Origin of the sequence: Methylosinus sp. Sm6 (genome assembly GCF_019802345.1) — a bacterium.
Classification (GTDB): Bacteria; Pseudomonadota; Alphaproteobacteria; order Rhizobiales; family Beijerinckiaceae; genus Methylosinus.
Genome location: NZ_JAINDZ010000053.1, coordinates 1 through 21,581, shown reverse-complemented (window position 1 = coordinate 21,581; position 21,581 = coordinate 1). Strand labels below are relative to the sequence as shown.

The window sequence follows — 21,581 nt, the reverse complement described above, 5'->3', positions numbered from 1 at the left end:
AGAGACTTCGAGGAAGCGACCATCTCCGAGATTTGTGAACAGCTCGGTATCAGCGTCGCTACAGCGAAGGCGCGCCTCCGACGCGCGCGCCTTCTTGTCCGTGAATATCTCACAGGCGTGGATTTGACGGCGTGACGGCCGACAATCACCCGCCATCGAGTCGACGCCTCTCTCTTTCGAGTCCCTGGAGTTGACCCTAGAGTTAGTGAAAAATGGTATGCTTTCCTTAGAATTATGGCGTTCGGCGCCAGAGTGGCGGAGCTTCATTTTGAACTATGGATTCGCTCGATAGCTATCTCGGCGTGTCACAGGCCCTCGTGGTCGCGGACCAAGGGAGCATCAGTCGAGTTGCTCGGATTCTTGGAGCTCGGCGATCGGCGGTAAGCCGCCGAATTCTGACGCTCGAGAACGAGCTCGGAGTGTCACTCTTCGAGCGTCATTCGAATGGCGTCCGGCTAACAAATGCCGGCAAGCGGTTCTTAGGGCTCGCGAGAAACACGTTAGCAGATATGGATAAAGCATTTGCGAATGCTGCGGCCGCAGAGCGTGGAGACGAAGGGCTGATTCGAATCGGAGTGCTCCCGTCAATCGCAACTAGTTTCGTTCAGGATATTCTCCGTGCGGTTCACCAGCTTCATCCGGAGGTCGCGCTCGAGTTCGCCGAGGCCGACTCTGCGAAATTGATCTCTCGACTCATGGACCATCGCCTCGATGTCGCATTCGTAGTTTGCGGCACGCCGCGCCGGCCGGTGGATGTGATGCGGTTTCGGGCTAATTGCCGCGGCTTGGCGATTTTTGGCTACCAATGGAAACCGGCTCGGCTTTTGATCATGTCGCGCTCATTGGCGAGCGTGGCGTATCTTTCGCCGATTCATGACGACGAAGCTTAACTGCTTCGGCACCGAGTCAATCACCCGGATTGCGTATGAGACGGAGGCTATGGAGCTCCAACATGTGGGTCGCCTTTATTTTCTCACTTTCGCGACGGTCCTTTTGGCATCAACAGCGAGTGGAACGAAGCAGAAAGTCCGGCCGCCCAACGACCCTCGATAGGGAGCGTTGCGGCTGTGGCGGAACACTCGAAATTGCACGGATGTGTTCGGCACCGCCAGCGTCAAAGACGCCTCGTCGGCGGCGATGATATCGACTTCGAGCGCCTCTCCTGGGCGGTCTATGTCAGTGAGAGTTATTCGTTTTTCCACGACAGATGCTCCCAAAACAAAATCCTTGAAATGTGATCGACATCAACCGTGCTGCTGGTCAGGAAACGTCGGCTCCCAATGGCGCAAGCGCAATGCGCACGCCGTAGCCGGCGTACCGAGAACGCGATCGACTAATTGTCCGTTCGCCGCATTCTCACGTTTTCCAATGCCTCTCGTATCATTTCGTCGACCGCGAAGCGGACATTGCTCTCGAGCGAGTCGAGCCCATCTCTGCCGATCAGATAGAGAGCGTCGTCGACGTGCGATTCGAGGAAATAGCGGGAGATGATCGGCTGGTCGAAACCCGCGCCTCTCGACCTCGCCCTGATGCTCGCAATCGCAGCGTCACGTAGCGCGCGAGCGAACTGCTCGCGCGTGCTCAACAAAATCGTCGCCAAAGAGACGGCGTGGCCCAGATGCTTCTCACGCATTTTCGGACTCTCGGTCGTTTACGGACTCGCCCCCTCTGCCGCGCCGGCGCTTCCCTTCCTCGAACCGGCGGCGATCGTTTGTAGAGTATACTCCGTAGATAAATACTCTTCAAGCTGGCTGGTTCTCGTCATGGAAATGCGAGAGACGCTGGCGCGCAATCTGAGGAAATATCGACGGGCGCAACGCCTGTCGCAGGAGGAGCTCGGCCATCGAGCCGAGCTCGACCGCACCTATATCAGCTCGATCGAACGCTGCGTCTATTCGGCGACGGTCGACGTCGTCGGCCGCCTCGCCGACGCTCTCGGCATCCCGGCGCTCGAGCTTCTGAGGCCTGCGAGCGAAAGCGCGGAGGCGAAATCGTCATCCGCGACATCGCCTGAAGGCGCCGGCACGAAGGGGCAGCCCAATAAAGGCGCAAAGCCGTCTCGCAAAAGCGAGAAGCCCGCGCAAAGGCGGGCCACTGCTCGAAAGAAGCCGGGTCCATAGCCGAGCGGCCATGGACCCGAGCACGAGGATCACATCGGCGAGACTGCCGCTTCCGGGGACGCCAACCGGGCGATATCCGCCAAGGCCGAGCGCAGTTCCGGCCAGGGAAATTCGGCATCTGTCGGGCTCGGCTCGCCGAGCTGAATGAGGATGGCGAGCTTGGCCGCGACACCCGGCAGGCTGGCGGCTTTCGTCTTCGGGACCAACGCCACAAAATCGCGCTCCTTGCCGAGAGCGGCCCGGAGTTCCGCGTCGACGGCGTCGAAGCCGAGCGTCGCCGCCGCCTCGTCCCATCGCTTTTGCCGCTCGTCGAACGCCGCGAGCAGCGCTTCTCTCTCGATCGCGGGCTCATTCGCGACCAGTTCCTCGATCTCGTCGACCGATTGAGCGATTTTCGGCTCCTCCTCGCCCGAAATGCGGATCGCGACCTCGGGGATGCCGACCGAATGAATGAGCTTTTTCTCGATCCGCTGCCACTGGCGCGTCAGCGCGACGACCTGAGTGTGATTGGCTTGCCAGTTCCGCCAGAGCTGCAGCGCAGGGTCGGACGGCTCCCCTCCCGTCCTCTTCCCGGACGGCAAGGCGCCGGTTCCTCGCAAAATCGCGCGCCAGCTAACGGCGGGCGGAGTCGTGCTATCTTCAGAATCAGCCATGATCCAGGCTCCTACCAAGCGTGGGTTGTGGTCAGGCCGGGCGGGTTGTTACCAGCATCCCGTTCGGCCGCTGCTCGTGAAATTGCAGCCGGAGGAAGGTAAGCCGGCTAGAACGTTTTAGCAACGTATATTGGAAACGCAGGAGCGGTCGGACTGCGCGAGACGGCGCATCGATTACGGAGAAATCGGGTCCGTTCGCCGAAAAACCCATAGCGTGCAAAGCGATAGCCGTCCATTCGACGGCCTTGAAAAGGCCATTTATTTTCAATGAAGTAGGAAGCATTAGAACGGCCGCTGGCGGTCCCGTCGTCGGCATGTCCGATTCTGGAAATCAGCTTGTGAAACCGGGCTTTTCAGGTGAATTCGGAGCTTCGAGATCTGAAATGGGCCCTTGTCGCCTCGCGGCATCGAAGCCTTCGGCAAGCGGCGGAGACGCTGAACACGCGTCAATCCACCCTCAGCCGTCGATTGCATGATCTCGAATGTGAGCTCGGCGTGGACTTGTTCGAACGCACGACCGGTGGAACGAAGCTCACGACGGTCGGTCGTGAATTTCTGGATGCGGCGCGGCCCATTGTCGACGAAGCGGACCGTCTCTTCCTCACGTTCAAGACGCGCCGCAATGGCGGAAGCAGGCCATTGCGAATAGGGATTTGCTCGTCGCTTTCGGCCGGCAATCTGCGGGAGACGCTCGCGGAGTTGTGCCGCCAGATCGCGGATGCGGATATTCTCCTGGTCGACGGCGCCAAGGTGGGATTGCTCGGCGAACTCGCCGCCGGCGCGATCGACGTCGCCATATTGACCTCCGGCGGCGGAAGGTGGAACGACCGCGTTCTGCCGCTCTGGGGCGAACGGGTCGTCGTCGCCGTTCAGGAAAATCACCCGCTCAATAATCGGCCAGCGATCCAATGGCGGGAGCTTTGCGACAATCGGATATTGCTGACGCGGAGCGGCGTCGATTCCGAACTCGAGCAATTGCTGAGCGTGAAGGCCGGCGGCTCGGATGCTTTGCGTATCAGCTATCAGGATGTCAGCCTCGACAGGCTGCTGAGCCTCGTCGGCGCCGGCTATGGCGTCGCGCCACTGCTCGAAGGCGCCGTCGGCTTCGTCTGCCCCGGAGTGGCCCATCGCGAGCTGCATGGCGACTGTGGGCAAATGCGGCTTCAGTTCGCGGCCTATTGGAAAGAGACGAACAGCAGTCCGATGCTGCAACCATTTCTCGATCTGTTGCGCGCCCGCTATCCCGACCTTTCGGCTTCCGCGACATCGGGTTGAGGTTTCGGACGCGTCCGAGCCTTCGCGAAGGCTCGGTCTGTCGCGATGAAGCGCTGAAGCATCGGGACGATCAGCTTGAGCGGATCAGCGATGGTTTGCCCATTGGCTCGGCCGAGCGCGTCGGCATAGGCGGTGAGATCGCGATGCAGAGAGGCAGGAATCTCGACAGCGATTTTGACGGGCTTGTCGTCGGCGAGCGGACCAAGCTTCAGTTTCGTCACGGCGTCGTCCCTTCTTTGTATGGAGCCAATAGAAGATCCCGCGTCACGAGCACGCGAACAGGAAAGCCCGGGCGAATGGTGAGAGTGGGCTGGACATTGAGCTGGCGTTGAACGAGCAGTTGGCCGGTCTGGCTCGCGCTGTTGGAGCCGCCGCGACGGATCGCCTGGATGAGACTGCTCTCGCCGCCCGTCGTTCCCGCCTCGGCGCCGACGCTGAGCAGCGTCGAGAGCGCGGCTCCTTTGAGAAGCATGTCCCAATGATTGTCGACCTCGTCCTCGAGGCCAGCGTAGCCCGCCGCATCGGCGCCGGGTTGTCGCTCCAGCACGATCGAGGTTCCATTGGGCATGATGAGCCGAGTCCAGGCGAGGAGCACGCGCCTTTGGCCGTAGGCGACGGAACTGTCGTATTGGCCGATCAGCTTCGCGCCCTGAGGGATGAGCAGAAACTTCCCCGTGGGACTGTCGTAGACCGCTTCGGTCACCTGGGCGGTGATCTGTCCCGGCAGATCGGAGCGGAGGCCGGTGATGAGCGCGGCCGGGATAACCGTTCCGGCCTGGACGACGTAGGGCGACGCAGGCTTGGCGAGCCGATCGGGACTGACAGTGCGGCGATCGGTCGAGGCGGTCAGAAAAGCGGTCTTGCGATCCTGCATGTTCTGCGCGGAGCCGGCGTCGACTGACGGCGCAGCTGTAGCGCCTGCGTCGGTCGCGGAAATCGTTGTCGGAACGATCGGGGTGATCGACCTCTCGCGCTCGTTCGTCTGAGCGAAGAGCCGGCTCACGCGCGCGGCCTCACCTTCTTGCGCGCGACGTTGCGCCTCGGGATCGGAAGAAGCCGATGCGCCGACGATCGTCGTATTGCCGGCCGCGCCCGAATTTAGGATCGGCCGCCCGAGATCGCCCGGCAGAGGCGGACCGAGCGGCGGCGCCGGTCGCGGCATTCCGGTATAGTCCTTGGGCAGGCTCGCGAGACCATCAGTGGCGGGCCGATTTTGCGTGTTGTAGAGTTCCTGGGCCGCGCCGCTTTTGTCGCGCGGCTGCAGCGCGTAGCCGAGCGCGCCGGCGATCGCGAGGGCCGCGACGCTCGCCATGCCGATCAGCACCTTGCGCGACAGCCGCGTCACGCGCGGGCGTTCGCCTCGAAGGCGAAGGTCCGGCGTGATCGGCGGCGACGCAGCGAAGCGCTCGTCATTCGCGTCCGGCGTCATGACCGCGGCCTTCCGTCGGTGCGGACAATGCGCACGCGCCGCTCGCTATCCGCATCGCCGAGGCGGAGCTCGGCCGCCGCGAAGAGGCGGTCGACGATGTAGTAGTTGCGGCTCACGCGATAATTGACGAGCTCGGAGCCGCCGGCCGGACCGATGACGAACAGCGGCGGCGTCTCGCCCTGGCGAATGCCGGTCGGGAATTCGATATAGACCTTCGATCCATCGTCGAAGGCGCGCAGCGGCCGCCAGGCGGGATTGTCGCCCTGGATCGCATAGCGGAAATTCAGCGCGGAGACGTCGACGCCCGTCGCGATCGGCGCGGCGGATTCGGCGACCGCGTTCTGACGGCGCAAGGCGATGAGCTGGTCCTCGGGATATTGCCAGGAGACCGAGGCCATATAGGTCTTCTCGGTCGATCGCAGCTCGAGCAGATAGGTGCGCCGATCGGTGTTGACGACGAGATTGGTGACGAGGTCGGGCCGCGTCGGCTTGACGAGGATGTGGATCTTTTTCGTCGAGCCGACGCCGCTCTCCGTGTCGCCGATGATCCAGCGCACGGTGTCGCCGGCCGCAACCGGTCCCGAACCGACGAGCTGCTCGCCCTCCTGCAGGGCGACATCGGTGATCTGTCCCGGCGCGGCATAGACCTGATAAAGCGCGCCGCCCGAGAAGGGATAGACCTGCACGGCGTTGATGAACCCGTCGCGCACCGGCTGCACGCGGGCGGCGGCGTTGGCCTGATTGACGCGCATGGCCGGATCGGCGGGCTCGGGCGGGGCTTTGCCGGCGTGCAGCGGCTTCAATTGGCCCGGCAAGGGAAGCGGCTTGGCGATAGTGACGATTTTGACCGGCGCCGCCGGATCGGCGGAAAGCCGCGCCGGCGCGGCGTCGTCGTAATCGATATCCGGCGGAATGAATTTCGCGCATCCGGCGAGCGACGCGGCGGAGAGGAGTAGAGCAGCAAAGCCGGCTTTACGGAAAGGCGCGCTTCCTCCTTTCCGGAACCGCATGCTCGCGGCGATCTGCAAAGCCGGATCGCCGGCATTCAAGAAATTCGGCCGGGTCATTGTCCGAGCTCCTTGGACCAATTGATGGCGTTGATGTAAACGCCGAGCGGATTCTTGCGGAGGCGATCGGCGTCGGTCGGCGGCTGGATTATGATCGTGAGGATCGCCGTCCATCGCGTCGTGTCGGCGAGCGCGCCGTCCTGATAGCGGCGCTCGATCCAGGCGACGCGAAACGAGTCGGTCGAGGCGCGAATGACGCTGGAGACGTCGACGGCGATCTGCTGCTTGCCGAGCTTGGCGAATGGATCATTGGCGCGGGCGTAATCGTTGAGCGCGGCGGCGCCCGCCGTCGTCGTGAAGTCGTAGGCCTGCAACCAGCTCTGCCGGACCACGACCGGATCCGCAGGTGCGGCGCGGACATCCTTGATGAAGCGGGCGAGATACCAGGCGATCTGCGGATCGGACGGCGTGTAGTCGGCGGTCGCCGGCGCGATCGCGCGCGCCTCGCCGAGCTGGTCGATTTCCACGACCCAGGGGACGACAGTCCCATGCGTCGACTGCCAGACGAGACCGGCCGCGAGGCCGCAGGACAAGAGCAGAGAGCCGAAAGCCATCAGCCGCCAGTTCTTCGCCTGGACGCGCGCGGAGCCGATGCGCTCGTCCCAGGCTTGGGCGGCTCGCTGATAGGGCGTTTCCGGTTCAGGCGTGCGGCCATAGCGCACCGAGGCGCGTCGGAACATGGTCTATTCCTCTTGTGAGAGATCGACGGAATGGCCGCCGCCGTGGCTGTCGCCGGACTGAATGACATGCGCGGCGGTCGTCGCGCCGTGGCTCGCGAGCTGATTGCGCTTCATGCGCCGCGCCCAGGCCGGCGGCGCATTCCCCGGCGGAGCGCTGGTCGCCCCGTCGCCTATTGCGCCTGTAGTCGACGAGCCGCCGGTCGCCGCGAAGGCGGCGCGGGCGCCAGCGGAATAGTTCTCGGCCAAGGAACTCGTCGCGCGAGCGGCCGCGCGCCGGAACGGAGCCGCTGCGACGGCGCCCGCCGTTTTGCCGACACCGGCGAGTCCGGCGGCGACAGCCGAAGGCCCGGACTCGCCGGCCGAGCCGAGGGCATAGGCCGAAACGGCCCCGCCGGCGAGCCTCGCCCCGCCGCGCGCGGTGGCGGCGGCTCCCGAGGCGGCGGCCGTCGCTCCCCTTCCGGCCAGGCCGAGCGCCGCGCCTCCGACCATTCCGGCGCCCGCGACCGCGACGCCGGTTCCGACCGCAGCGCCGGCGCCGAGCTGCGGCGCGCCGGAGACGAGGCCGGTCGCGATGCCGGGACCGAATATGCCGAGGCCGAGCATGGCGAGCGCGGCGAGCACGACGGAGAGCGTCTGCTCGATCGTCGGCTGCTCGCCGCCATAGCTCGCCGTAAATTGCGAGAAGAGTCCGGAGCCAATTCCGACGATGACGGCGAGCGTCATCACCTTCACGCCCGAAGCGACGATATTGCCGAGCACCTTCTCGGCGAGAAAGGCGGTCTTGTTGAAGAGCGCGAAGGGAATGAGCACGAAGCCGGCGAGCGTCGTCAGCTTGAACTCGATCAGCGTGACGAAGAGCTGCACGGAGAGAATGAAGAAGGCGATGACGATCAGCAGCCAGGAGATCATCAGCACGGCGATCTGAACGAAATTGGCGAAGAAGGACGCGAAGCCCATCATCTGGCTCGCGGCGTCGAGCAGCGGCTGACCGGCGTCGAGGCCGACCTGAGCGAGACGACCGGGCCGCAGGAAATCGGCGGTCGACACCGAAGAGCCGCCGGCCTTCAGGCCGACGCCGGCGAAGCTGTTGAAGACGATTCCCGAGAGCTTGTTGAAATTAGTAATGAGGAAGGCGAAGAAGCCGATGTAGAGCGTCTTCCTGACGAGCCTCTGGATCACGTCCTCGTCGGCGCCCCAGGCCCAGAACAGGCCGGCGAGCGTGATGTCGATTGCGATCAGCGTGGAGGAGAGATAGGCGACGTCGCCCTTCAGCAGGCCGAAGCCGGAATCGATATAGGTCGTGAAAGTGTTCAGGAAGGTGTCGATGACGCCGACATTGTTCATGGCGCGGCGCCTTTCGAAATAGCTGCGGCCGGCGCGGCCGTGGGAGGCGTCGGCCGCGCCGGCCTGCCGAAGAAGCGGCGGCGATTCTCCGTCCAGACCGCCTCACAGCGCTGGTCTTCGGCATCCTGGAGCGCGAGCGCGCCGCAGCGGCGCAGCTCGGCGGACAGATCGTCTGGTTCGTTGGCAAAGGCGACGCCCGTGTCGCGGATGATTGGCGTAGGAGCATCGAGATCGATCGCGGAGAGCGTCGCGATCAATGTGGCGATCAGAATGAGGATCGCGCCGGCGCGCCATATGTCCCATCGTCCCATGGGCGCGCCTCAATTGCCGTGGAACATGGTGACATTGCCCGGCTGATAGCCGGAGCGCGTCGAAAAGCGCCGGTATTGCTCCTGTCCTTGTGACTCCGTGGCCGTGATGCGTGATTGCTCGAGCGCATCGGCGCGGCTCTTCGCCGCGACCACGGCGACGAGATCGGAGAGCTGCTGCGATTGCAGCGCGAGCAGCTGATTGCCGGCCTGCGCCGCCTGCAGCGCGCCGGTCGCCGTCTGGCTGGCGGAGGTCAGCGACGACATGGCGGAGCCGTTGCTCGAGAGATTGCCGACGACGCCGGCCTGGACCTTCAAGGAATCCTCGAAGGCGGCGACGGAATTCCGCCAACGTGTCTGCGCCGTGGCGATCAGACCCGAGCTGGAGGCGCTGGTCGACGCCGAACCATAGGTCGTCGCAAAGGCGGATTCGATCTGCTGGACATCGAAGGCGATGTGCTGCGCCTGGGCGAGCAGCGACTGCGTCTTCTGGATCGTCGTCTGGAGCTGGCTCAGCGTCGAGAGCGGCAGGCTCGCGAGATTGCGAGCCTGATTGGTCAGCATCTGAGCCTCATTGGCGAGGCTCTGGATCTGATTGTTGACCTGCTGCAGCTCGCGTGCGGCGGTGAGCACGTTCTGCGAGAAATTGCTCGGATCATAGACGACGATCTGCGCGGGCGCCGGGTCGGCGACGAGAAATACGGACAGAGCCGCGGCGCCGAACAGGGCGGCGTGGCGAAGAGAACGAGCGCCCATCAGCAAAACTCCAGATTGGTGAGGTCGGGGATGAGATCTGCCGCCCATTCGAGGCCGCGCTCGATCAGCCATCCACGCAGGAATCCATCCGACCCGTGCTCGGCGAGAATGCGCTCGATCGTGGCGTGATCGGTCTTGGAGGAGGCGGCGCAGAAGGCGAGGCCGATCGGTCCGAGCCCCAATTCGAAGAGGCGATTGCCGCGCCGCGATTGGCAGTAATAGTCTCGCTTGGGCGTCGCGCGGGCGATGATCTCGATCTGGCGATCATTGAGGCCGAAGCGGCGATAGATCGCAGTGATCTGTGGCTCGATCGCCCGTTCATTCGGAAGGAAGATGCGGGTCGGACAGCTCTCGACGATCGCCGGCGCGATCGGGCTATTGTCGATGTCGGAGAGCGACTGCGTGGCGAAGACGACGGAAGCGTTCTTCTTCCGCAAGGTTTTCAGCCATTCGCGCAGCTGGCGCGCGAAGGCGGGATCGTCGAGGACGAGCCAGCCCTCGTCGATGACGAGCAAGGTCGGCCGTCCATCCAGACGCTGCTCCAGGCGATGGAAAAGATAGGTGAGCACGGCTGCGGCGGCGCCGGCGCCGATGAGGCCTTCCGTTTCGAAAGCCTGGAAATTGGAATAGCCGAGGCGCTCCTCTTCGGCGTCGAGCAGCCGGCCGAAGGGACCGCCCACGCAATAGGGCTGAAGCGCCTGCTTCAGGGCAGTCAATTGCAACAAGACGGCGAGACCGGTGAGCGTGCGTTCACCGGGAGGTGACGAGGCGAGCGAGGTGAGCGCCGACCAGATATGCTCTTTCGCCGTCGGGTCGATGGCGGCGCCTTCCTTGGCGAGGATGGCGGGTGCCCATTCCGCCGCCCAGGCGCGCTCGGCCTCGTCGTCGATGCGGGCGAGCGGCTGCAGCGACACGCTGTCCTCGGAGCCGGCCGACAGGCCGCCGCCGAGATCGTGCCAATCGCCGCCGCAGGCGAGCGCCGCCGCGCGGATCGAGCCGCCGAAATCGAAGGCGAAGATCTGCGCGCGAGCATAGCGGCGAAACTGCATCGCCATGAGCGCCAGCAGCACGGATTTGCCGGCGCCGGTCGGACCGACGATCAGCGTATGGCCGACGTCGCCGACGTGCATCGAGAAGCGGAAGGGCGTCGAGCCCTCGGTCTTGCCGAAGAGCAAGGGAGACGCGCGAAGATGCTCGTCTCTGTCTGCTCCCGCCCAGATGGCGGAGAGCGGAATCATATGGGCGAGATTGAGCGTCGAGATCGGCGGCTGGCGGACATTGGCGTAGGCGTGACCTGGAAGTGAGCCGAGCCAGGCTTCGACCGCATTCACGCCTTCCGCTATGCAGGTGAAGTCGCGGCCCTGGATCGCCTTCTCGATGAGGCGCAGCCTTTCGGTCGCGATCGCCGGGTCATCGTCCCAGACGGCGACCGTGGCGGTCACATAGGCTTCGCCGACGTCATCCGCGCCGAGCTCCTGCAGCGCGATATCGGCGTCGGCAGCCTTATTCGCCGCGTCGGAGTCGACGAGGGTCGAAGCCTCATTGGTCATCACCTCCTTGATGATGGCGGCGACGGATTTGCGTTTGGCGAACCACTGCCGCCGGATTTTTGTCAGGAGCCGAACGGCCTCGGTCTTGTCGAGCAGGATCGCGCGCGTGGACCAGCGATAGGGGAAGGCGAGACGATTGAGCTCGTCGAGAATGCCCGGATGGGTCACGCTCGGAAAGCCGACGATTGTCAGAATGCGCAGATGCGCGTTTCCGAGCCGCGGCTCCAGGCCGCCGGTGAGCGGCTCGTCGACGAGCAGCGCGTCGAGATGCATCGGCGTTTCCGGGACACGGACGCGCTGCCGGCGTGTCGAGATGGTCGAATGCAGGAAGGTCAGCGTCTCGCCATCGTCGAGCCATTCCGTCTCGGGCATGAAGCTCTCGACCAGTTGCAGCACGCGGTTCGTGCGATCGACGAAGCCGCGCAGCAGCTCCCACGGGTCGACGCCGTCTTGCGCGCGGCCTTCATAGAGCCAATTTTCGGCGCGGGACGCGTCCTCCTCCGGCGGCAACCAGAGGAGCGTCAGGAAATAGCTGCTCTCGAAATGCGCGCCTGCCTCCTCGAAGGCGTTCTGTCGCTCGAGGTCGACGAGCGCTGAGGCCGCGTCGGGAAAGCGATCGTGCGGATAATGCTGCGCCGACGCCCGATCGGCTTCGACGAAGATGGCCCAGCCGGAGCCGAGGCGGCGCAGCGCATTGTTGAGGCGTGCGGTCACGCCGACGAGCTCGGCCGGCGTCGCGCTGTCGAGATCGGGTCCGCGGAAGCGCGCAGTGCGCTGGAAGGAGCCGTCCTTGTTGAGAACGACGCCTTCGGCGACGATGGCGGCCCAGGGCAAGAAGTCCGCGAGGCTCGTCGGGCGGCCGCGATATTCGGCGAGATTCAGCATGGAGCCTCACACACCAAGATAAGCGGGATAGCGAAGATGGCGGCGCACGACCTCGACGAACTGCGGATCGCGCTTCGCCGCCCAGACCGCGGCGCTGTGGCTGACCGCCCAGAACAGAGCGCCGGGAAGCCAGAGGCGAAGGCCGAGCGCGATCGCAGCGGCGAGCGTGCCATTGGCGATTGCGACCGCCCGCGGCGCGCCGCCGAGCAGGATCGGATCGGTCAGCGCCCGATGCACCGGGACAAAGAAGCCGGGGACGTCCTCGGCGCTGTTGAATTCGCTCATCAGATCAGCGCTCCGCCGGAGAAGGAGAAGAAGGAGAGAAAGAAGGAGCTGGCGGCGAAAGCGATCGACAGGCCGAAGACGATCTGGATCAGACGGCGGAAGCCGCCCGATGTGTCGCCGAAGGCGAGAGTGAGGCCCGTCACCGTGATGATGATGACCGAGATGATCTTGGCGACCGGGCCCTGGATGGATTCGAGAATTTGATTGAGCGGCGTCTCCCAGGGCATAGAGGAGCCGGAGGCTTGGGCCGAAGACGAAGACATCACCGCGCAGGCGACGATGGCGGCGAAAATGGCGATGCGGCGGCCAAAGCGGCTATTCGGAGCAAAGGGCGTCATGATGGGTCTCCTGCATGTGCAGCGATCGGAAGGACTCGGTAATCGCCGGTGGCTGGATCGATGCCGTCGACGATCGCGAGCTCGGCGAGGCGCCGCTCGCCGCCGCGGCCCTGGAGAACGGCGATGACTTCGATCGTCTCGGCGATCAGCGCGCGCGGCACGGTGATCACGGCTTCCTGAATGAGCTGCTCGAGACGCCGCAGCGCCCCGAGCGCCGTGCCGGCGTGAATGGTGGCGATGCCGCCCGGATGTCCGGTGCCCCAGGCCTTCAACAGGTCGAGTGCTTCGGCTCCGCGCACTTCGCCGATCGGAATGCGGTCGGGTCGAAGCCGAAGCGACGAGCGCACGAGATCGGAAAGGGAGACGACGCCGTCCTTGGTGCGCAGAGCGACGAGATTGGGCGCGCGGCATTGCAGTTCGCGCGTATCCTCGATCAGTACGACGCGATCGGCGGTATGCGCGATCTCGGCGAGCAGCGCATTGGCGAGCGTGGTCTTGCCGGTCGACGTGCCGCCGACGACGAGAATATTCTTCCGATCCGCGACGGCCTTTCGCAGGACGTCCGCCTGACCTGGCGTCATGATTCCGGCGCGCGCGTAGTCGCCGAGCGTGAACACAGCGACGGCAGGCTTTCGGATCGCGAAGGCGGGCGCCGCCACGACGGGAGGAAGAAGTCCTTCGAACCTTTCTCCCGTCTCGGGCAATTCCGCAGAGACCCGCGGCGAGCCCGGATGCACCTCGGCGCCGACATGATGGGCCACTAGCCGCACGATGCGCTCACCGTCGGCCGCCGACATTCTGCAACCGCTATCTTCGAGACCGCTCGATAGTCTGTCGATCCAGAGCTTTCCGTCCGGATTGAGCATCACCTCGACGACGGTTGGGTCTTCGAGAAAGCTCGCGACGGCCGGTCCGAGGGCCGTGCGCAGCATGCGCGCGCCGCGCGCGTGAGCCTGTGAATGGAGAAGAGAAGCCGCCAAATCCGCCCCCGCTTCGGTCGATCGCGCGAGGGCGATCTACCGTGGGGATGATTAGAAAAGGCAGGAAACCGGCGTAATCAACAAGGTTCCGGCGGTCGTAGCAGCTGGTCGTAGCTCGGCGAAAAAATACTTGCGTCCTATTCGCGCGGGTCGGTGGCGTTCTCGTCGGCTCGTTCGGTGCGGAGCATGTCTTTCGGAATCTCATCGAGCAGCGTCCGCCCCTGATTAAGTCGTCGCCCGAGCGCCTCGATGAAACCCTCGTAGCGTTCCCGCCCTTTCAACTGGGCGGCCGCTTGCGCGTCTGACGGCAAGGGTGGCGTGACGGTCAGCCAGAAGCGAACGAACAGCGCGAGCGCTTCGGTCGAGAGCCCGCTGTTACGTTCGAGGCGTTGAACTTGACGCGTCAGCCGGTCCAGCCGCCGCATGAAGGCGGCCTCCATGCGATCCGCGCCGTCAGGCGACAGGAAGGACGCGACGGCAGCCTCTACAATGGCGGAGCGTGTCAGACGTTTCTGCGCAGCGAGCTCGTTGATCCTCGCGATCATCTCGACGGGAAGCGAGACATTGAGGCGGTCGCGCATCATCGCCTCCTACAGCTCGAGGCCGTCAGCCGGATCCATCGCGCCCTGGCGGGCGAGGCCGCCCATGCGCTGCCGGATGATTTCCTGCTGGCGCGCGGCCTGCTCTGGCGTATCGTCCACGATGGCGAATTCGCTTCTGCCCCGACGCGACGGCGTCGTCTCCTTCACGATCGCGACGTGGTCGGGCAGCTCCGGCTCGCGTCTCAACCCGCCATTGGCCTCGTCCTCGGCCGTCGACCGCGCGAGGAGGTCGGTTGCCGGGCGCTGGACTGGCAGGGCGGACCAGTCATCCAGCCGGGGCGTGTGAGCCGCGTCATCCGGAGGCGGCAGAATCCGCCCGGCGAAGCGGCTGTCCTCATAATAGCGCGCCTTCTTCGCGCGGATCGGATGCAGGCCCGACATCATCACGATCTCGTCTGATGGCGGAAGCTGCATGATCTCGCCGGGGGTGAGCAGCGGGCGCGCCGTCTCGGAGCGCGATACCATCAGGTGGCCGAGCCAGGGCGAAAGCCGATGGCCGGCATAGTTCTTCATCGCCTTCATCTCGGTCGCGGCGCCGAGCGCGTCGCTCACGCGCTTCGCCGTCCGCTCGTCATTGGTCGCGAAGGACACGCGGACATGGCAATTGTCGAGGATGGAGTTGTTCGCCCCATAGGCCTTCTCGATCTGGTTCAGCGATTGCGCGATCAGGAAGCTCTTGATGCCATAGCCGGCCATGAACGCCAGCGCGCTCTCGAAGAAATCGAGCCGTCCGAGCGCCGGGAATTCGTCGAGCATCAGCAGCATGCGGTGACGGCGGCCAGTGGGCCGCAACTCCTCGGTCAGGCGTCGACCAATCTGATTGAGCACGAGTCGGATCAGCGGCTTGGTGCGGCTGATGTCGGAGGGCGGCACCACGAGGTAGAGCGTGGCTGGACGCGCGCCGGACACGAGATCGGCGATCCGCCAGTCGCATTGGCGGGTCACTCTCGCCACGACGGGATCGCGATAGAGGCCCAGGAACGACATGGCGGTGCTGAGGACGCCCGAACGCTCATTGTCGGATTTGTTGAGCAGCTCGCGCGCCGCCGAGGCGACGACAGGATGAGGACCGGCCTCGCCCAGATGCCGAGTGGTCATCATCGCTCGCAGGGTCGTCTCGATGGGTCGATTCGGATCGGACAGGAAGGCGGCGACGCCGGCGAGCGTCTTATCGGCTTCGGCGTAGAGGACGTGGAGGATTGCGCCGACAAGAAGGGAGTGGCTCGTCTTCTCCCAATGGTTCCGGCGCTCGAGCGATCCTTCCGGATCGACCAGAACGTCGGCGACATTCTGCACGTCGCGGACTTCCCACTCGCCCCTGCGCACTTCGAGCAGCGGATTATAGGCGGCCGAGTCGCCGTTGGTCGGATCGAACAGCAGGGCGCGGCCGTGCCGCGCGCGAAAGCCGGCGGTGAGCTGCCAGTTCTCGCCCTTGATGTCGTGGACGATGGCCGAGCCCGGCCAGGTGAGCAGCGTCGGCACGACGAGACCCACGCCTTTTCCGGACCGGGTCGGGGCGAAGCAGAGGACATGCTCGGGTCCGTCGTGACGCAGATAGGCGCTTTCGTGCCGGCCGAGCACGACGCCGTCGGGGCCGAGCAAGCCGGCGGTCTTCATCTCGTCGGGCCGGGTCCAGCGGGCGGAGCCGTAGGTCTCGGCATCGTCGGCCTCACGCGCGCGCCAGATCGACATGCCGATCGCCGCCGCGATGGACAGTGGTCCGGCGCAGGCCGCGATATAGCCGCCTTCGACGAAGATCGCCGGCGCATAGGCGTCGAAGGCGTACCACCACCAGAAGAAGGCAGGCGGCGGATAGAAGGGGAAATGGGCGAGCTCGAACCAGGGATGTCCAAGCTGCGGCTGAAAGCCGAGGCGCCAGGCGGTCCATTCGGTCGCCGCCCATATCGCGGTCAGCACGATGAGCGATACGACGAGGATCTGGCCCCAGAGAATCCTGGTCGCCGACATGCACGCCTCCATTCGAATAGAGCGAGGCGTCGAGACAAGGACGCGGTCCGAGCGCATTCAAGCATGTTCACGTCGCGATCGTAGCGAGGCGAACCGAGACGAAAAAATAATGGCGTCACGCATCGGTGATCGACGCGCGTCGATCGTCACAAGCCCAATCCGCGCTTTCGGCCGATGCTCCATTCGATGCCGCCGTCGTCTCTTGCCGTCCCGGAGACATGCTGGCCGAGCTTTTTCTCGAGTGTGGGCGACCAGGGCACGAGCTGGAAGCCGAGACCATCGTCGATCATAGCGAAGCGCCCGGAAGCGAGCACGAGGCGCCGGCGATAAACACCGGAGATTTGATTTCCAGTCACGGCCTGGGTGCTCGGAAGGCCGGTCTCGGCCGAAAGTTTCGCCGCGGCGTCGGTCAGCTCGCGGCCGCGCAGCGTCGCAAGCAGGTCGCGCTGGAAAATGATCTGCCCGCCTCGGCGCTGTGCCAGTCCCACTGCGATGAGATGCTCGGCGCGCGCTTTCATGGCCTCGCGGACCTCACCGCCGAATCCACCCATTGCGAGCGGCGTCGGCGTGCGCTCCACGAGGCGGTGATCGAGCCATGTCGCCCCCGACGCGCCGATCTGGCGGTCGAGATCGAAGTCCGAGCGTGTCGCCAGGACGAGCGTCGGCTGCGGATCGTCGGCTCCGCCGAAGCGGCGCACCTCGACGACGCCGCCAATCGGCGGGGCATATTCGAACGCCTCGACGCCGCGGAAGCGGACATGATGGGCGCGTCCGTCGGTCCCGTCGATCACGGCATAGGCTTCTCCGTTCAGCTCGTCGTGTAGTCCCTTGTCGACCAGCCGCCCGATGAGCGGCGACTCTGAAGGCGCTGCATCGATGGCATAATCACCGACGCCGCGGTCCTGGCCACGCTCGGCGAAGGCGCGATGCATGGTCTTGATGATGTCGCCGCGCATTCCGAGATCGCGCAGCGTGCGTTCGGCCTCCAGGCCGATCATCCATCGGCCGGGACCAGCGGAGGCGGCGAGACCCATTCGTTCGAGCTTCTGGGCGCGGCCGACCATCAGGCGGCGCAATTCGGGGTCGTTTAGACCAGGACTCGCCGGGCGCAGGTCGACCAGACCTGTCTCGTCGGCGGCGTAGCGGATGGCGGCGTCGAGCCGCGTCCAGCGGTCGGCGTCGACCTCGCGCTCGAGCGCCGAGCGGATCGAATGTTCGGGGCGCGGTCCGAGCTCGATGGCGACGAGGTCTTCCGCGCGCGAGCGCAGGCCGCGGCTGATGTAATCGCGGGCGATGACGAGATCGCCGCCGGTTTCGTCGACGCCGCGCACCAGAAGATGGACATGTGGGTTGTCGGTGTTCCAATGATCGACGGCGATCCAATCGAGCTTGGTTCCGAGATCGGCCTCCGTCCGCGCGGCGAGATCGCGGGCGAAGGCTTTGAGGTCGGTCATCTCGGCGGCGTCCTCGGGCGAGATGATGAAGCGGAAATGATGCCGGTCGCCGTCGCATCGCTCGGCGAAGGCGCGATCGTCGGCGCGATCGTGCGTGGCATCGAACATGACGCCCTTCTCTCCGTCGCGGCTGACGCCCTCGCGCTTCAGATAGGAAAAATGTGCGGAGAGTGGTGCCGATCGAAAGCTGCGGCCTTTGTGGCGGACGACGCGCGCCTTGACGACGACGCGGCGGCCCGGATCGAAGAGGCGGGCGCGGCCGAAGGCGGCGCGCCCGCGCCCGAAGCCGGAGCCGACCGCGGCAACGGATCGCGCGCCGCTATGCGGCGTCGTAGGTCCGGCCTTGCGCGCGGCTTTCAGAACCTCGGCGACGAAGCTCTTGGGCTTCGGCGCGCGCGTCGTGCGGACCCGTCCCGGCCGGACGCGGAAATTGTTCTCCTCCCGGCTCATCGGAGCGCCTCGCCGAGGCGAACGGCAGCCGCCAGAACGCAGTGTGCAAGTCGAAGCCTTGTAACTCCACGAGGATTTGCCGAAACCTGCCAACGACCGACCGGCCTGCCCGACGAAAGACGAGTCGCGACAGCGACTTGTCTGCCGGCGTGGCAGGCGCTTTTATCTCGCCTTAGTCCGGTCGTGTTCTGCGCTGCATTGCCTTCCGCCGTTCTGTCTTTGCGACATTGCGCTCTGAAACGCTGGAATGCGAAGTGGTCACGAACCGCGCTCGCAATGCGCCTGCACGCGTTCCGCGCCGGGCAAATGGCGGCGACGGGGTCCCTCAGTGCGCAAAGGTCGGCAGTCCGACCGCAACAGCGATGCTGGTTCATTGCGGGTGCTCCGTCGACGAGAGCGCGACGAACAGGCCGTCGGAGCGAGGCGCGATGACGGATAGATCGCGCATGGAAGCGATAGCCTCCGTGGCGGTCGCTGTCAGGGCTGACGCAGGACGATTGGCGGCATGTGCGCTGTCGAGCTGCTCGACGAACAGCGGCGCTTGCGTCCAGCGCGACAGGCCGGATACCTCGCGAATGGATCGAGCGCTGTCGTTTCCTTCGATAAGAGGGAGGAGCGTCGTGACATAGGCGACAGTCTCGGATGGCAATGAACGGCGCCCGTCGAGATAATCCTCGTAGCGGCGCGGTCCCGCATTATAGGCCGCGAGGAAGCCCGGCGAGCCGTAGCGATCGTGCAGCTCGCCGAGATAGGCCGCGCCGGCGAGAATGTTGTCGTGCGGGTCGAACGGATCGCCGGCAAGAGCGTAACGGGCGCGCAGCTCCGTCCAGGTGTCGGGCATGATCTGCATGAGCCCCACCGCGCCTTTGAGTGAGACGGCGTCTCGCTGCACGCGGCTTTCGATCTTCATGACGGCCCGGATCCATGCCGCGGGAATGCCGAAGCGCCGCGCCGCTTCTGCGACGTGGACGGCATAGGGATCGGCATCGGTCGGCGTTGCCTTTGCGGGCAGGACTGCGCCCGGCGTGCAGGCCGGAACAACGCCGATAAGAAGAAGGAGCGCGAATCGTGCGCGCGTGCAGGCCCGGTTTGTGTGGTCCGATTTGCTCATGATCAGGAGTGCGGCGCGCATGTTATCAGTCCCGCTCGTTGCGCTTCTGAAGTCGGGTCCAGTGCAGAATCCAGCTGGACTTGTCTTCGCTCGACTGGAGCAGATTGGCGCGGATCGGCTGCGTCAGGGCTGGATCGTCGAGGAGCAGCGAAACATAGTCGCCGGCTTTCTTGCCGATGCGCTTCCATGTCGCCCCGATTTCCGGTCCTTCGTCATCACCGAGCAGGATGCGGTAGTCCGGCGCGTTCTCCGCACCACTATGGTCGGAGGGAATGAGAACGATCTGGGCGTCGAGGGACAGCGTGCGGATGGCGCCGGAAAAGCCTGATTTGGTGCGGATGAATCGACCAATCTGCGTCATCGGAATTCTCCATATTGGTAAAGTCCTGCGGGTGTCAGTCGGTCGCGGCGCGCCAGACGAAACGGCCGTCGCCCTCTTCGTCGGTCCAGATCGGAACCGCGCGAGCGACGATCGAGGTGACGGGGAATGGACCGAAGTAGCGGCCGTCGAGGCTGTCCTGGACGGTCGGATTCATGAGAAAGACCTCGCCCACCCGCAGCGTTCGGCAGCCGGTCCATCTCGGCAGCGGACGACCGAAGCGATCGCGATCTCGCGCTTCGCCGACGTCGACGCCATCGACGGTGACGGTGGGGCCGGCGCGGCATACAGACTGTCCGGGGAGCGCCAAGACATGCTTCAAGAGCAGCACGCCTTTCGGCAGGAAGCCGCCGTCGGCGAGGAAGCTCACGATGGGTTCCGGCGGGCGAACTGCCACCAGCTGCATAGCCCGGAGTCGGCCCGTGGCCTGAAGCGCATAGAGCCCCGTCGGCGTGCTCGCCGTGGCGTTCCAGACGAGCCATGGCGTGGCGGGAGCCATGGACTGACCGCCGATCAGCAGCACAGAGGAGAGCGTCGCCGTGACATAGCCGAGGCGGGTCATGGCGCGACGGTCCGGCGCTTCAGCCAGGCGTCGTGCTGCTCGCGCGTGTAGGCGCGCGGCTCGTCGCCGACAGCGAGGCGGTTGTGCAAATGCCGCCAATAGTCGGGCGACGCGTCGGCCGGATCGACGCCGATCGCCTCTATGGCGTCGATCGCCTGGAGCGCTCGCTCGACCCTCGGCCAGGCGTCGACGCGGAGCAGGATCTCGCCGCCGGGCCGAACGAAAGGCAGTGTCTGATAGCGCTCGCTGGCTCCGACGGCGCGCACGATGTCCATCCGCGAAATCACCGTGCCATAGTCGTTCGACGCCCATCGGACGAAGCAGAAGATGCTGCCGGTAGCGAAGCTGGCGATGCGGCGGCGGCGGTCGAGTATCTTGTCCGCCGCGCGATGGCCGAAGCGAATTCGGAACTCGATCTTCTTCTCGATCCAGGTCAGCTCGACATGGGTGAGAAGCGCGGCGCCGCGACGCGGCGGCGCTTCGACGCGAGCGGATTGCGGCTCGTTGTCGTTCATGATGTTTCTCCGGGATCGTCGGGAAATTCACGTGCGAGCAGGTCGCGCAGCATGTCGGCGACGGTGACGCCGCGCCGAAAGGCGGCGACCTTGATGCGGCCGCGGAGCGCCGGCGTGATGTCGATCGTCAGGCGTGCGGTGAATCCGCTGGCGTCGTTCGCGCGTCGGGCGGGACCGTCGGCCGACCTGATCCAGCCTTCGGCGTCGCCGGGACGCGCCGCGAAGCCGCGCTTTGCAGGGCGCTCGTTCATGCGGCGCCTCCGTCGTCGAGCGGCGAGTCGCCGCGCACACCGTCCGCGAAGATCGTCATGGCGCGATCCTCCCGACCTCGGCTGCGAGGGCGACGATCTCGCGCGCCGCCGGCGTGTCGTCGGCGAGCTCTGAGACGAGACGGCCGGTCTGCGCGGCGTCGGCGAAGGCGATGCGTTGACCGATGGTGGCGGAGAGCGCCGGCGGATCATGATCGGCGAGCGTCTCGACCGTTTCGCGCGCGATGACGGTGCGCGCGGCGTAGCGATTCAGGACGAAGCGGGCGGCGAGCTGCGGGCGATAGATGCGCGCCTCGCCGAGCAACGCCAGCATTTCGGCCGACGCCCAGCCGTCGAAGGGCGACGGCTGCACCGGGATCAGCGCGAGATCGGCGGCGAGCAGCGCCGAGCGCATCAATCCGGCGACGCGCGGCGGACCGTCGATGACGAGATGGTCGACGCCGCGCGCCAGCTCGGGCGCCTCACGGTGGAGCGTGTCGCGCGGCAGCCCGACGACGGTGAACAGCCGCGAGAGGTTTTCGCGTGCTCGCTGCTGTGACCAGTCCAACGCCGAGCCCTGAGGATCGGCGTCGATCAGCGTGACGCGCTTTCCCTGCCGAGC

The 21,581-nt window shown here is 65.3% G+C and carries 26 protein-coding genes; 4 read left to right on the top strand and 22 right to left on the bottom strand.

Annotated features, from left to right (window positions below; genetic code table 11):
* Both K3F48_RS21800 and K3F48_RS21795 read left to right on the top strand, forming a co-directional pair.
* Window positions 1-135: sigma factor-like helix-turn-helix DNA-binding protein (locus tag K3F48_RS21800; RefSeq protein WP_222577550.1), on the top strand; the 135-nt coding region annotated here is incomplete at its 5' end.
* Window positions 136-275: 140 nt separating this feature from the next.
* On the top strand, window positions 276-890 hold the full coding sequence (locus tag K3F48_RS21795) for a LysR family transcriptional regulator (protein ID WP_222577548.1): 615 nt from the start codon (window positions 276-278) through the stop codon (window positions 888-890).
* Window positions 891-1,333: 443 nt separating this feature from the next.
* Here the strand turns inward: K3F48_RS21795 and K3F48_RS21790 are convergent, their stop codons facing one another.
* Entirely contained in the window at window positions 1,334-1,633 is a 300-nt protein-coding gene (locus tag K3F48_RS21790) for a hypothetical protein (protein WP_222577547.1), read from the bottom strand.
* On the opposite strand from K3F48_RS21790, the gene K3F48_RS25040 reads away from it, so the two are divergent.
* The gene (locus K3F48_RS25040; protein WP_370631468.1) at window positions 1,530-2,120 is read left to right on the top strand and encodes a helix-turn-helix domain-containing protein; all 591 of its coding nucleotides are present in this window, start codon (window positions 1,530-1,532) and stop codon (window positions 2,118-2,120) included. The two genes, K3F48_RS21790 and K3F48_RS25040, sit on opposite strands and share 104 nt — an antisense overlap.
* Before the next feature lie 29 nt (window positions 2,121-2,149).
* On the opposite strand, the gene K3F48_RS21780 is transcribed toward K3F48_RS25040, so the two are convergent.
* Window positions 2,150-2,773 (bottom strand): hypothetical protein, encoded by a 624-nt coding sequence (locus K3F48_RS21780; protein WP_222577545.1) that lies wholly within the window; start codon window positions 2,771-2,773, stop codon window positions 2,150-2,152.
* 357 nt (window positions 2,774-3,130) lie between these two features.
* Between K3F48_RS21780 and K3F48_RS21775 the strand changes: the two genes are divergently transcribed.
* On the top strand, window positions 3,131-4,048 hold the full coding sequence (locus tag K3F48_RS21775) for a LysR family transcriptional regulator (protein WP_222577544.1): 918 nt from the start codon (window positions 3,131-3,133) through the stop codon (window positions 4,046-4,048).
* On the opposite strand, the gene K3F48_RS21770 is transcribed toward K3F48_RS21775, so the two are convergent.
* From K3F48_RS21770 to parA, 20 genes are all read right to left on the bottom strand, one after another.
* Window positions 4,012-4,269 (bottom strand): DUF2274 domain-containing protein, encoded by a 258-nt coding sequence (locus tag K3F48_RS21770; RefSeq protein WP_222577543.1) that lies wholly within the window; start codon window positions 4,267-4,269, stop codon window positions 4,012-4,014. The two genes, K3F48_RS21775 and K3F48_RS21770, sit on opposite strands and share 37 nt — an antisense overlap.
* Window positions 4,266-5,477, bottom strand: a complete 1,212-nt coding sequence (locus tag K3F48_RS21765) for a TrbI/VirB10 family protein (RefSeq protein ID WP_222577542.1) — start codon at window positions 5,475-5,477, stop codon at window positions 4,266-4,268. The genes K3F48_RS21770 and K3F48_RS21765 overlap by 4 nt, the downstream gene beginning before the upstream one ends.
* Entirely contained in the window at window positions 5,474-6,544 is a 1,071-nt protein-coding gene (trbG, locus tag K3F48_RS21760) for a P-type conjugative transfer protein TrbG (RefSeq protein ID WP_222577541.1), read from the bottom strand. Before trbG ends, K3F48_RS21765 begins: the two co-directional genes overlap by 4 nt.
* Complete coding sequence (trbF, locus tag K3F48_RS21755; protein WP_222577540.1) at window positions 6,541-7,224, bottom strand: conjugal transfer protein TrbF; 684 nt, start codon at window positions 7,222-7,224, stop codon at window positions 6,541-6,543. Before trbF ends, trbG begins: the two co-directional genes overlap by 4 nt.
* Before the next feature lie 3 nt (window positions 7,225-7,227).
* The gene (gene trbL, locus K3F48_RS21750; protein ID WP_222577539.1) at window positions 7,228-8,568 is read right to left on the bottom strand and encodes a P-type conjugative transfer protein TrbL; all 1,341 of its coding nucleotides are present in this window, start codon (window positions 8,566-8,568) and stop codon (window positions 7,228-7,230) included.
* Window positions 8,565-8,825 (bottom strand): putative entry exclusion protein TrbK-alt, encoded by a 261-nt coding sequence (trbK-alt, locus tag K3F48_RS21745; protein ID WP_370631467.1) that lies wholly within the window; start codon window positions 8,823-8,825, stop codon window positions 8,565-8,567. Before trbK-alt ends, trbL begins: the two co-directional genes overlap by 4 nt.
* Window positions 8,826-8,888: 63 nt before the next feature.
* Window positions 8,889-9,632, bottom strand: a complete 744-nt coding sequence (gene trbJ / locus K3F48_RS21740) for a P-type conjugative transfer protein TrbJ (protein ID WP_222577537.1) — start codon at window positions 9,630-9,632, stop codon at window positions 8,889-8,891.
* Window positions 9,632-12,067, bottom strand: coding sequence for a conjugal transfer protein TrbE (gene trbE / locus K3F48_RS21735; protein WP_222577536.1), 2,436 nt, complete (start codon window positions 12,065-12,067; stop codon window positions 9,632-9,634). Before trbE ends, trbJ begins: the two co-directional genes overlap by 1 nt.
* Before the next feature lie 6 nt (window positions 12,068-12,073).
* The gene (locus tag K3F48_RS21730) at window positions 12,074-12,352 is read right to left on the bottom strand and encodes a VirB3 family type IV secretion system protein (RefSeq protein ID WP_109027535.1); all 279 of its coding nucleotides are present in this window, start codon (window positions 12,350-12,352) and stop codon (window positions 12,074-12,076) included.
* Window positions 12,352-12,690 (bottom strand): TrbC/VirB2 family protein, encoded by a 339-nt coding sequence (locus K3F48_RS21725; protein ID WP_109027534.1) that lies wholly within the window; start codon window positions 12,688-12,690, stop codon window positions 12,352-12,354. The genes K3F48_RS21730 and K3F48_RS21725 overlap by 1 nt, the downstream gene beginning before the upstream one ends.
* The gene (trbB, locus tag K3F48_RS21720) at window positions 12,687-13,670 is read right to left on the bottom strand and encodes a P-type conjugative transfer ATPase TrbB (protein ID WP_222577535.1); all 984 of its coding nucleotides are present in this window, start codon (window positions 13,668-13,670) and stop codon (window positions 12,687-12,689) included. Before trbB ends, K3F48_RS21725 begins: the two co-directional genes overlap by 4 nt.
* A 137-nt stretch (window positions 13,671-13,807) precedes the next feature.
* A complete protein-coding gene (locus K3F48_RS21715; protein WP_222577549.1) occupies window positions 13,808-14,251 on the bottom strand; it encodes a ribbon-helix-helix domain-containing protein in 444 nt (147 codons plus the stop codon).
* A gap of 9 nt (window positions 14,252-14,260) precedes the next feature.
* Window positions 14,261-16,240 (bottom strand): conjugal transfer protein TraG, encoded by a 1,980-nt coding sequence (locus tag K3F48_RS21710; protein WP_222577534.1) that lies wholly within the window; start codon window positions 16,238-16,240, stop codon window positions 14,261-14,263.
* Between the two features lie 146 nt (window positions 16,241-16,386).
* Window positions 16,387-18,144 (bottom strand): DUF3363 domain-containing protein, encoded by a 1,758-nt coding sequence (locus K3F48_RS21705; RefSeq protein WP_222577533.1) that lies wholly within the window; start codon window positions 18,142-18,144, stop codon window positions 16,387-16,389.
* A 370-nt stretch (window positions 18,145-18,514) separates the two neighbouring features.
* On the bottom strand, window positions 18,515-19,276 hold the full coding sequence (locus K3F48_RS21700) for a lytic transglycosylase domain-containing protein (protein ID WP_222577532.1): 762 nt from the start codon (window positions 19,274-19,276) through the stop codon (window positions 18,515-18,517).
* A gap of 4 nt (window positions 19,277-19,280) precedes the next feature.
* Complete coding sequence (locus K3F48_RS21695; protein ID WP_222577531.1) at window positions 19,281-19,616, bottom strand: DUF736 domain-containing protein; 336 nt, start codon at window positions 19,614-19,616, stop codon at window positions 19,281-19,283.
* Between the two features lie 34 nt (window positions 19,617-19,650).
* A complete protein-coding gene (locus K3F48_RS21690; RefSeq protein WP_222577530.1) occupies window positions 19,651-20,196 on the bottom strand; it encodes a S26 family signal peptidase in 546 nt (181 codons plus the stop codon).
* Window positions 20,193-20,711 carry a DUF2840 domain-containing protein gene (locus K3F48_RS21685; protein ID WP_222577529.1) on the bottom strand — a complete coding sequence of 173 codons (519 nt, stop codon included), beginning with the start codon at window positions 20,709-20,711 and terminating at the stop codon, window positions 20,193-20,195. The genes K3F48_RS21690 and K3F48_RS21685 overlap by 4 nt, the downstream gene beginning before the upstream one ends.
* Window positions 20,708-20,962 carry a hypothetical protein gene (locus tag K3F48_RS21680; RefSeq protein ID WP_222577528.1) on the bottom strand — a complete coding sequence of 85 codons (255 nt, stop codon included), beginning with the start codon at window positions 20,960-20,962 and terminating at the stop codon, window positions 20,708-20,710. Before K3F48_RS21680 ends, K3F48_RS21685 begins: the two co-directional genes overlap by 4 nt.
* A 55-nt stretch (window positions 20,963-21,017) precedes the next feature.
* The coding region (gene parA / locus K3F48_RS21675) for a ParA family partition ATPase (protein ID WP_222577527.1) at window positions 21,018-21,581 on the bottom strand (564 nt) is incomplete at its 5' end.

Excerpts from the sequence above, each read along its gene's own strand:
- K3F48_RS21680 (WP_222577528.1), bottom strand. The coding sequence starts at position 20,962 with ATGAACGAGCGCCCTGCAAAGCGCGGCTTCGCGGCGCGTCCCGGCGAC.
- K3F48_RS21710 (WP_222577534.1), bottom strand. The coding sequence starts at position 16,240 with ATGTCGGCGACCAGGATTCTCTGGGGCCAGATCCTCGTCGTATCGCTC.
- trbG (WP_222577541.1), bottom strand. The coding sequence starts at position 6,544 with ATGACCCGGCCGAATTTCTTGAATGCCGGCGATCCGGCTTTGCAGATC.
- K3F48_RS21705 (WP_222577533.1), bottom strand. The coding sequence starts at position 18,144 with ATGAGCCGGGAGGAGAACAATTTCCGCGTCCGGCCGGGACGGGTCCGC.
- trbE (WP_222577536.1), bottom strand. The coding sequence starts at position 12,067 with ATGCTGAATCTCGCCGAATATCGCGGCCGCCCGACGAGCCTCGCGGAC.
- K3F48_RS21730 (WP_109027535.1), bottom strand. The coding sequence starts at position 12,352 with ATGAGCGAATTCAACAGCGCCGAGGACGTCCCCGGCTTCTTTGTCCCG.
- K3F48_RS25040 (WP_370631468.1), top strand. The coding sequence starts at position 1,530 with ATGCTCGCAATCGCAGCGTCACGTAGCGCGCGAGCGAACTGCTCGCGC.
- trbJ (WP_222577537.1), bottom strand. The coding sequence starts at position 9,632 with ATGGGCGCTCGTTCTCTTCGCCACGCCGCCCTGTTCGGCGCCGCGGCT.
- K3F48_RS21790 (WP_222577547.1), bottom strand. The coding sequence starts at position 1,633 with ATGCGTGAGAAGCATCTGGGCCACGCCGTCTCTTTGGCGACGATTTTG.
- K3F48_RS21765 (WP_222577542.1), bottom strand. The coding sequence starts at position 5,477 with ATGACGCCGGACGCGAATGACGAGCGCTTCGCTGCGTCGCCGCCGATC.
- K3F48_RS21685 (WP_222577529.1), bottom strand. The coding sequence starts at position 20,711 with ATGAACGACAACGAGCCGCAATCCGCTCGCGTCGAAGCGCCGCCGCGT.
- K3F48_RS21690 (WP_222577530.1), bottom strand. The coding sequence starts at position 20,196 with ATGACCCGCCTCGGCTATGTCACGGCGACGCTCTCCTCTGTGCTGCTG.
- trbF (WP_222577540.1), bottom strand. The coding sequence starts at position 7,224 with ATGTTCCGACGCGCCTCGGTGCGCTATGGCCGCACGCCTGAACCGGAA.
- K3F48_RS21695 (WP_222577531.1), bottom strand. The coding sequence starts at position 19,616 with ATGACGCAGATTGGTCGATTCATCCGCACCAAATCAGGCTTTTCCGGC.
- K3F48_RS21795 (WP_222577548.1), top strand. The coding sequence starts at position 276 with ATGGATTCGCTCGATAGCTATCTCGGCGTGTCACAGGCCCTCGTGGTC.
- K3F48_RS21780 (WP_222577545.1), bottom strand. The coding sequence starts at position 2,773 with ATGGCTGATTCTGAAGATAGCACGACTCCGCCCGCCGTTAGCTGGCGC.
- K3F48_RS21715 (WP_222577549.1), bottom strand. The coding sequence starts at position 14,251 with ATGCGCGACCGCCTCAATGTCTCGCTTCCCGTCGAGATGATCGCGAGG.
- K3F48_RS21725 (WP_109027534.1), bottom strand. The coding sequence starts at position 12,690 with ATGACGCCCTTTGCTCCGAATAGCCGCTTTGGCCGCCGCATCGCCATT.
- K3F48_RS21700 (WP_222577532.1), bottom strand. The coding sequence starts at position 19,276 with ATGCGCGCCGCACTCCTGATCATGAGCAAATCGGACCACACAAACCGG.
- trbL (WP_222577539.1), bottom strand. The coding sequence starts at position 8,568 with ATGAACAATGTCGGCGTCATCGACACCTTCCTGAACACTTTCACGACC.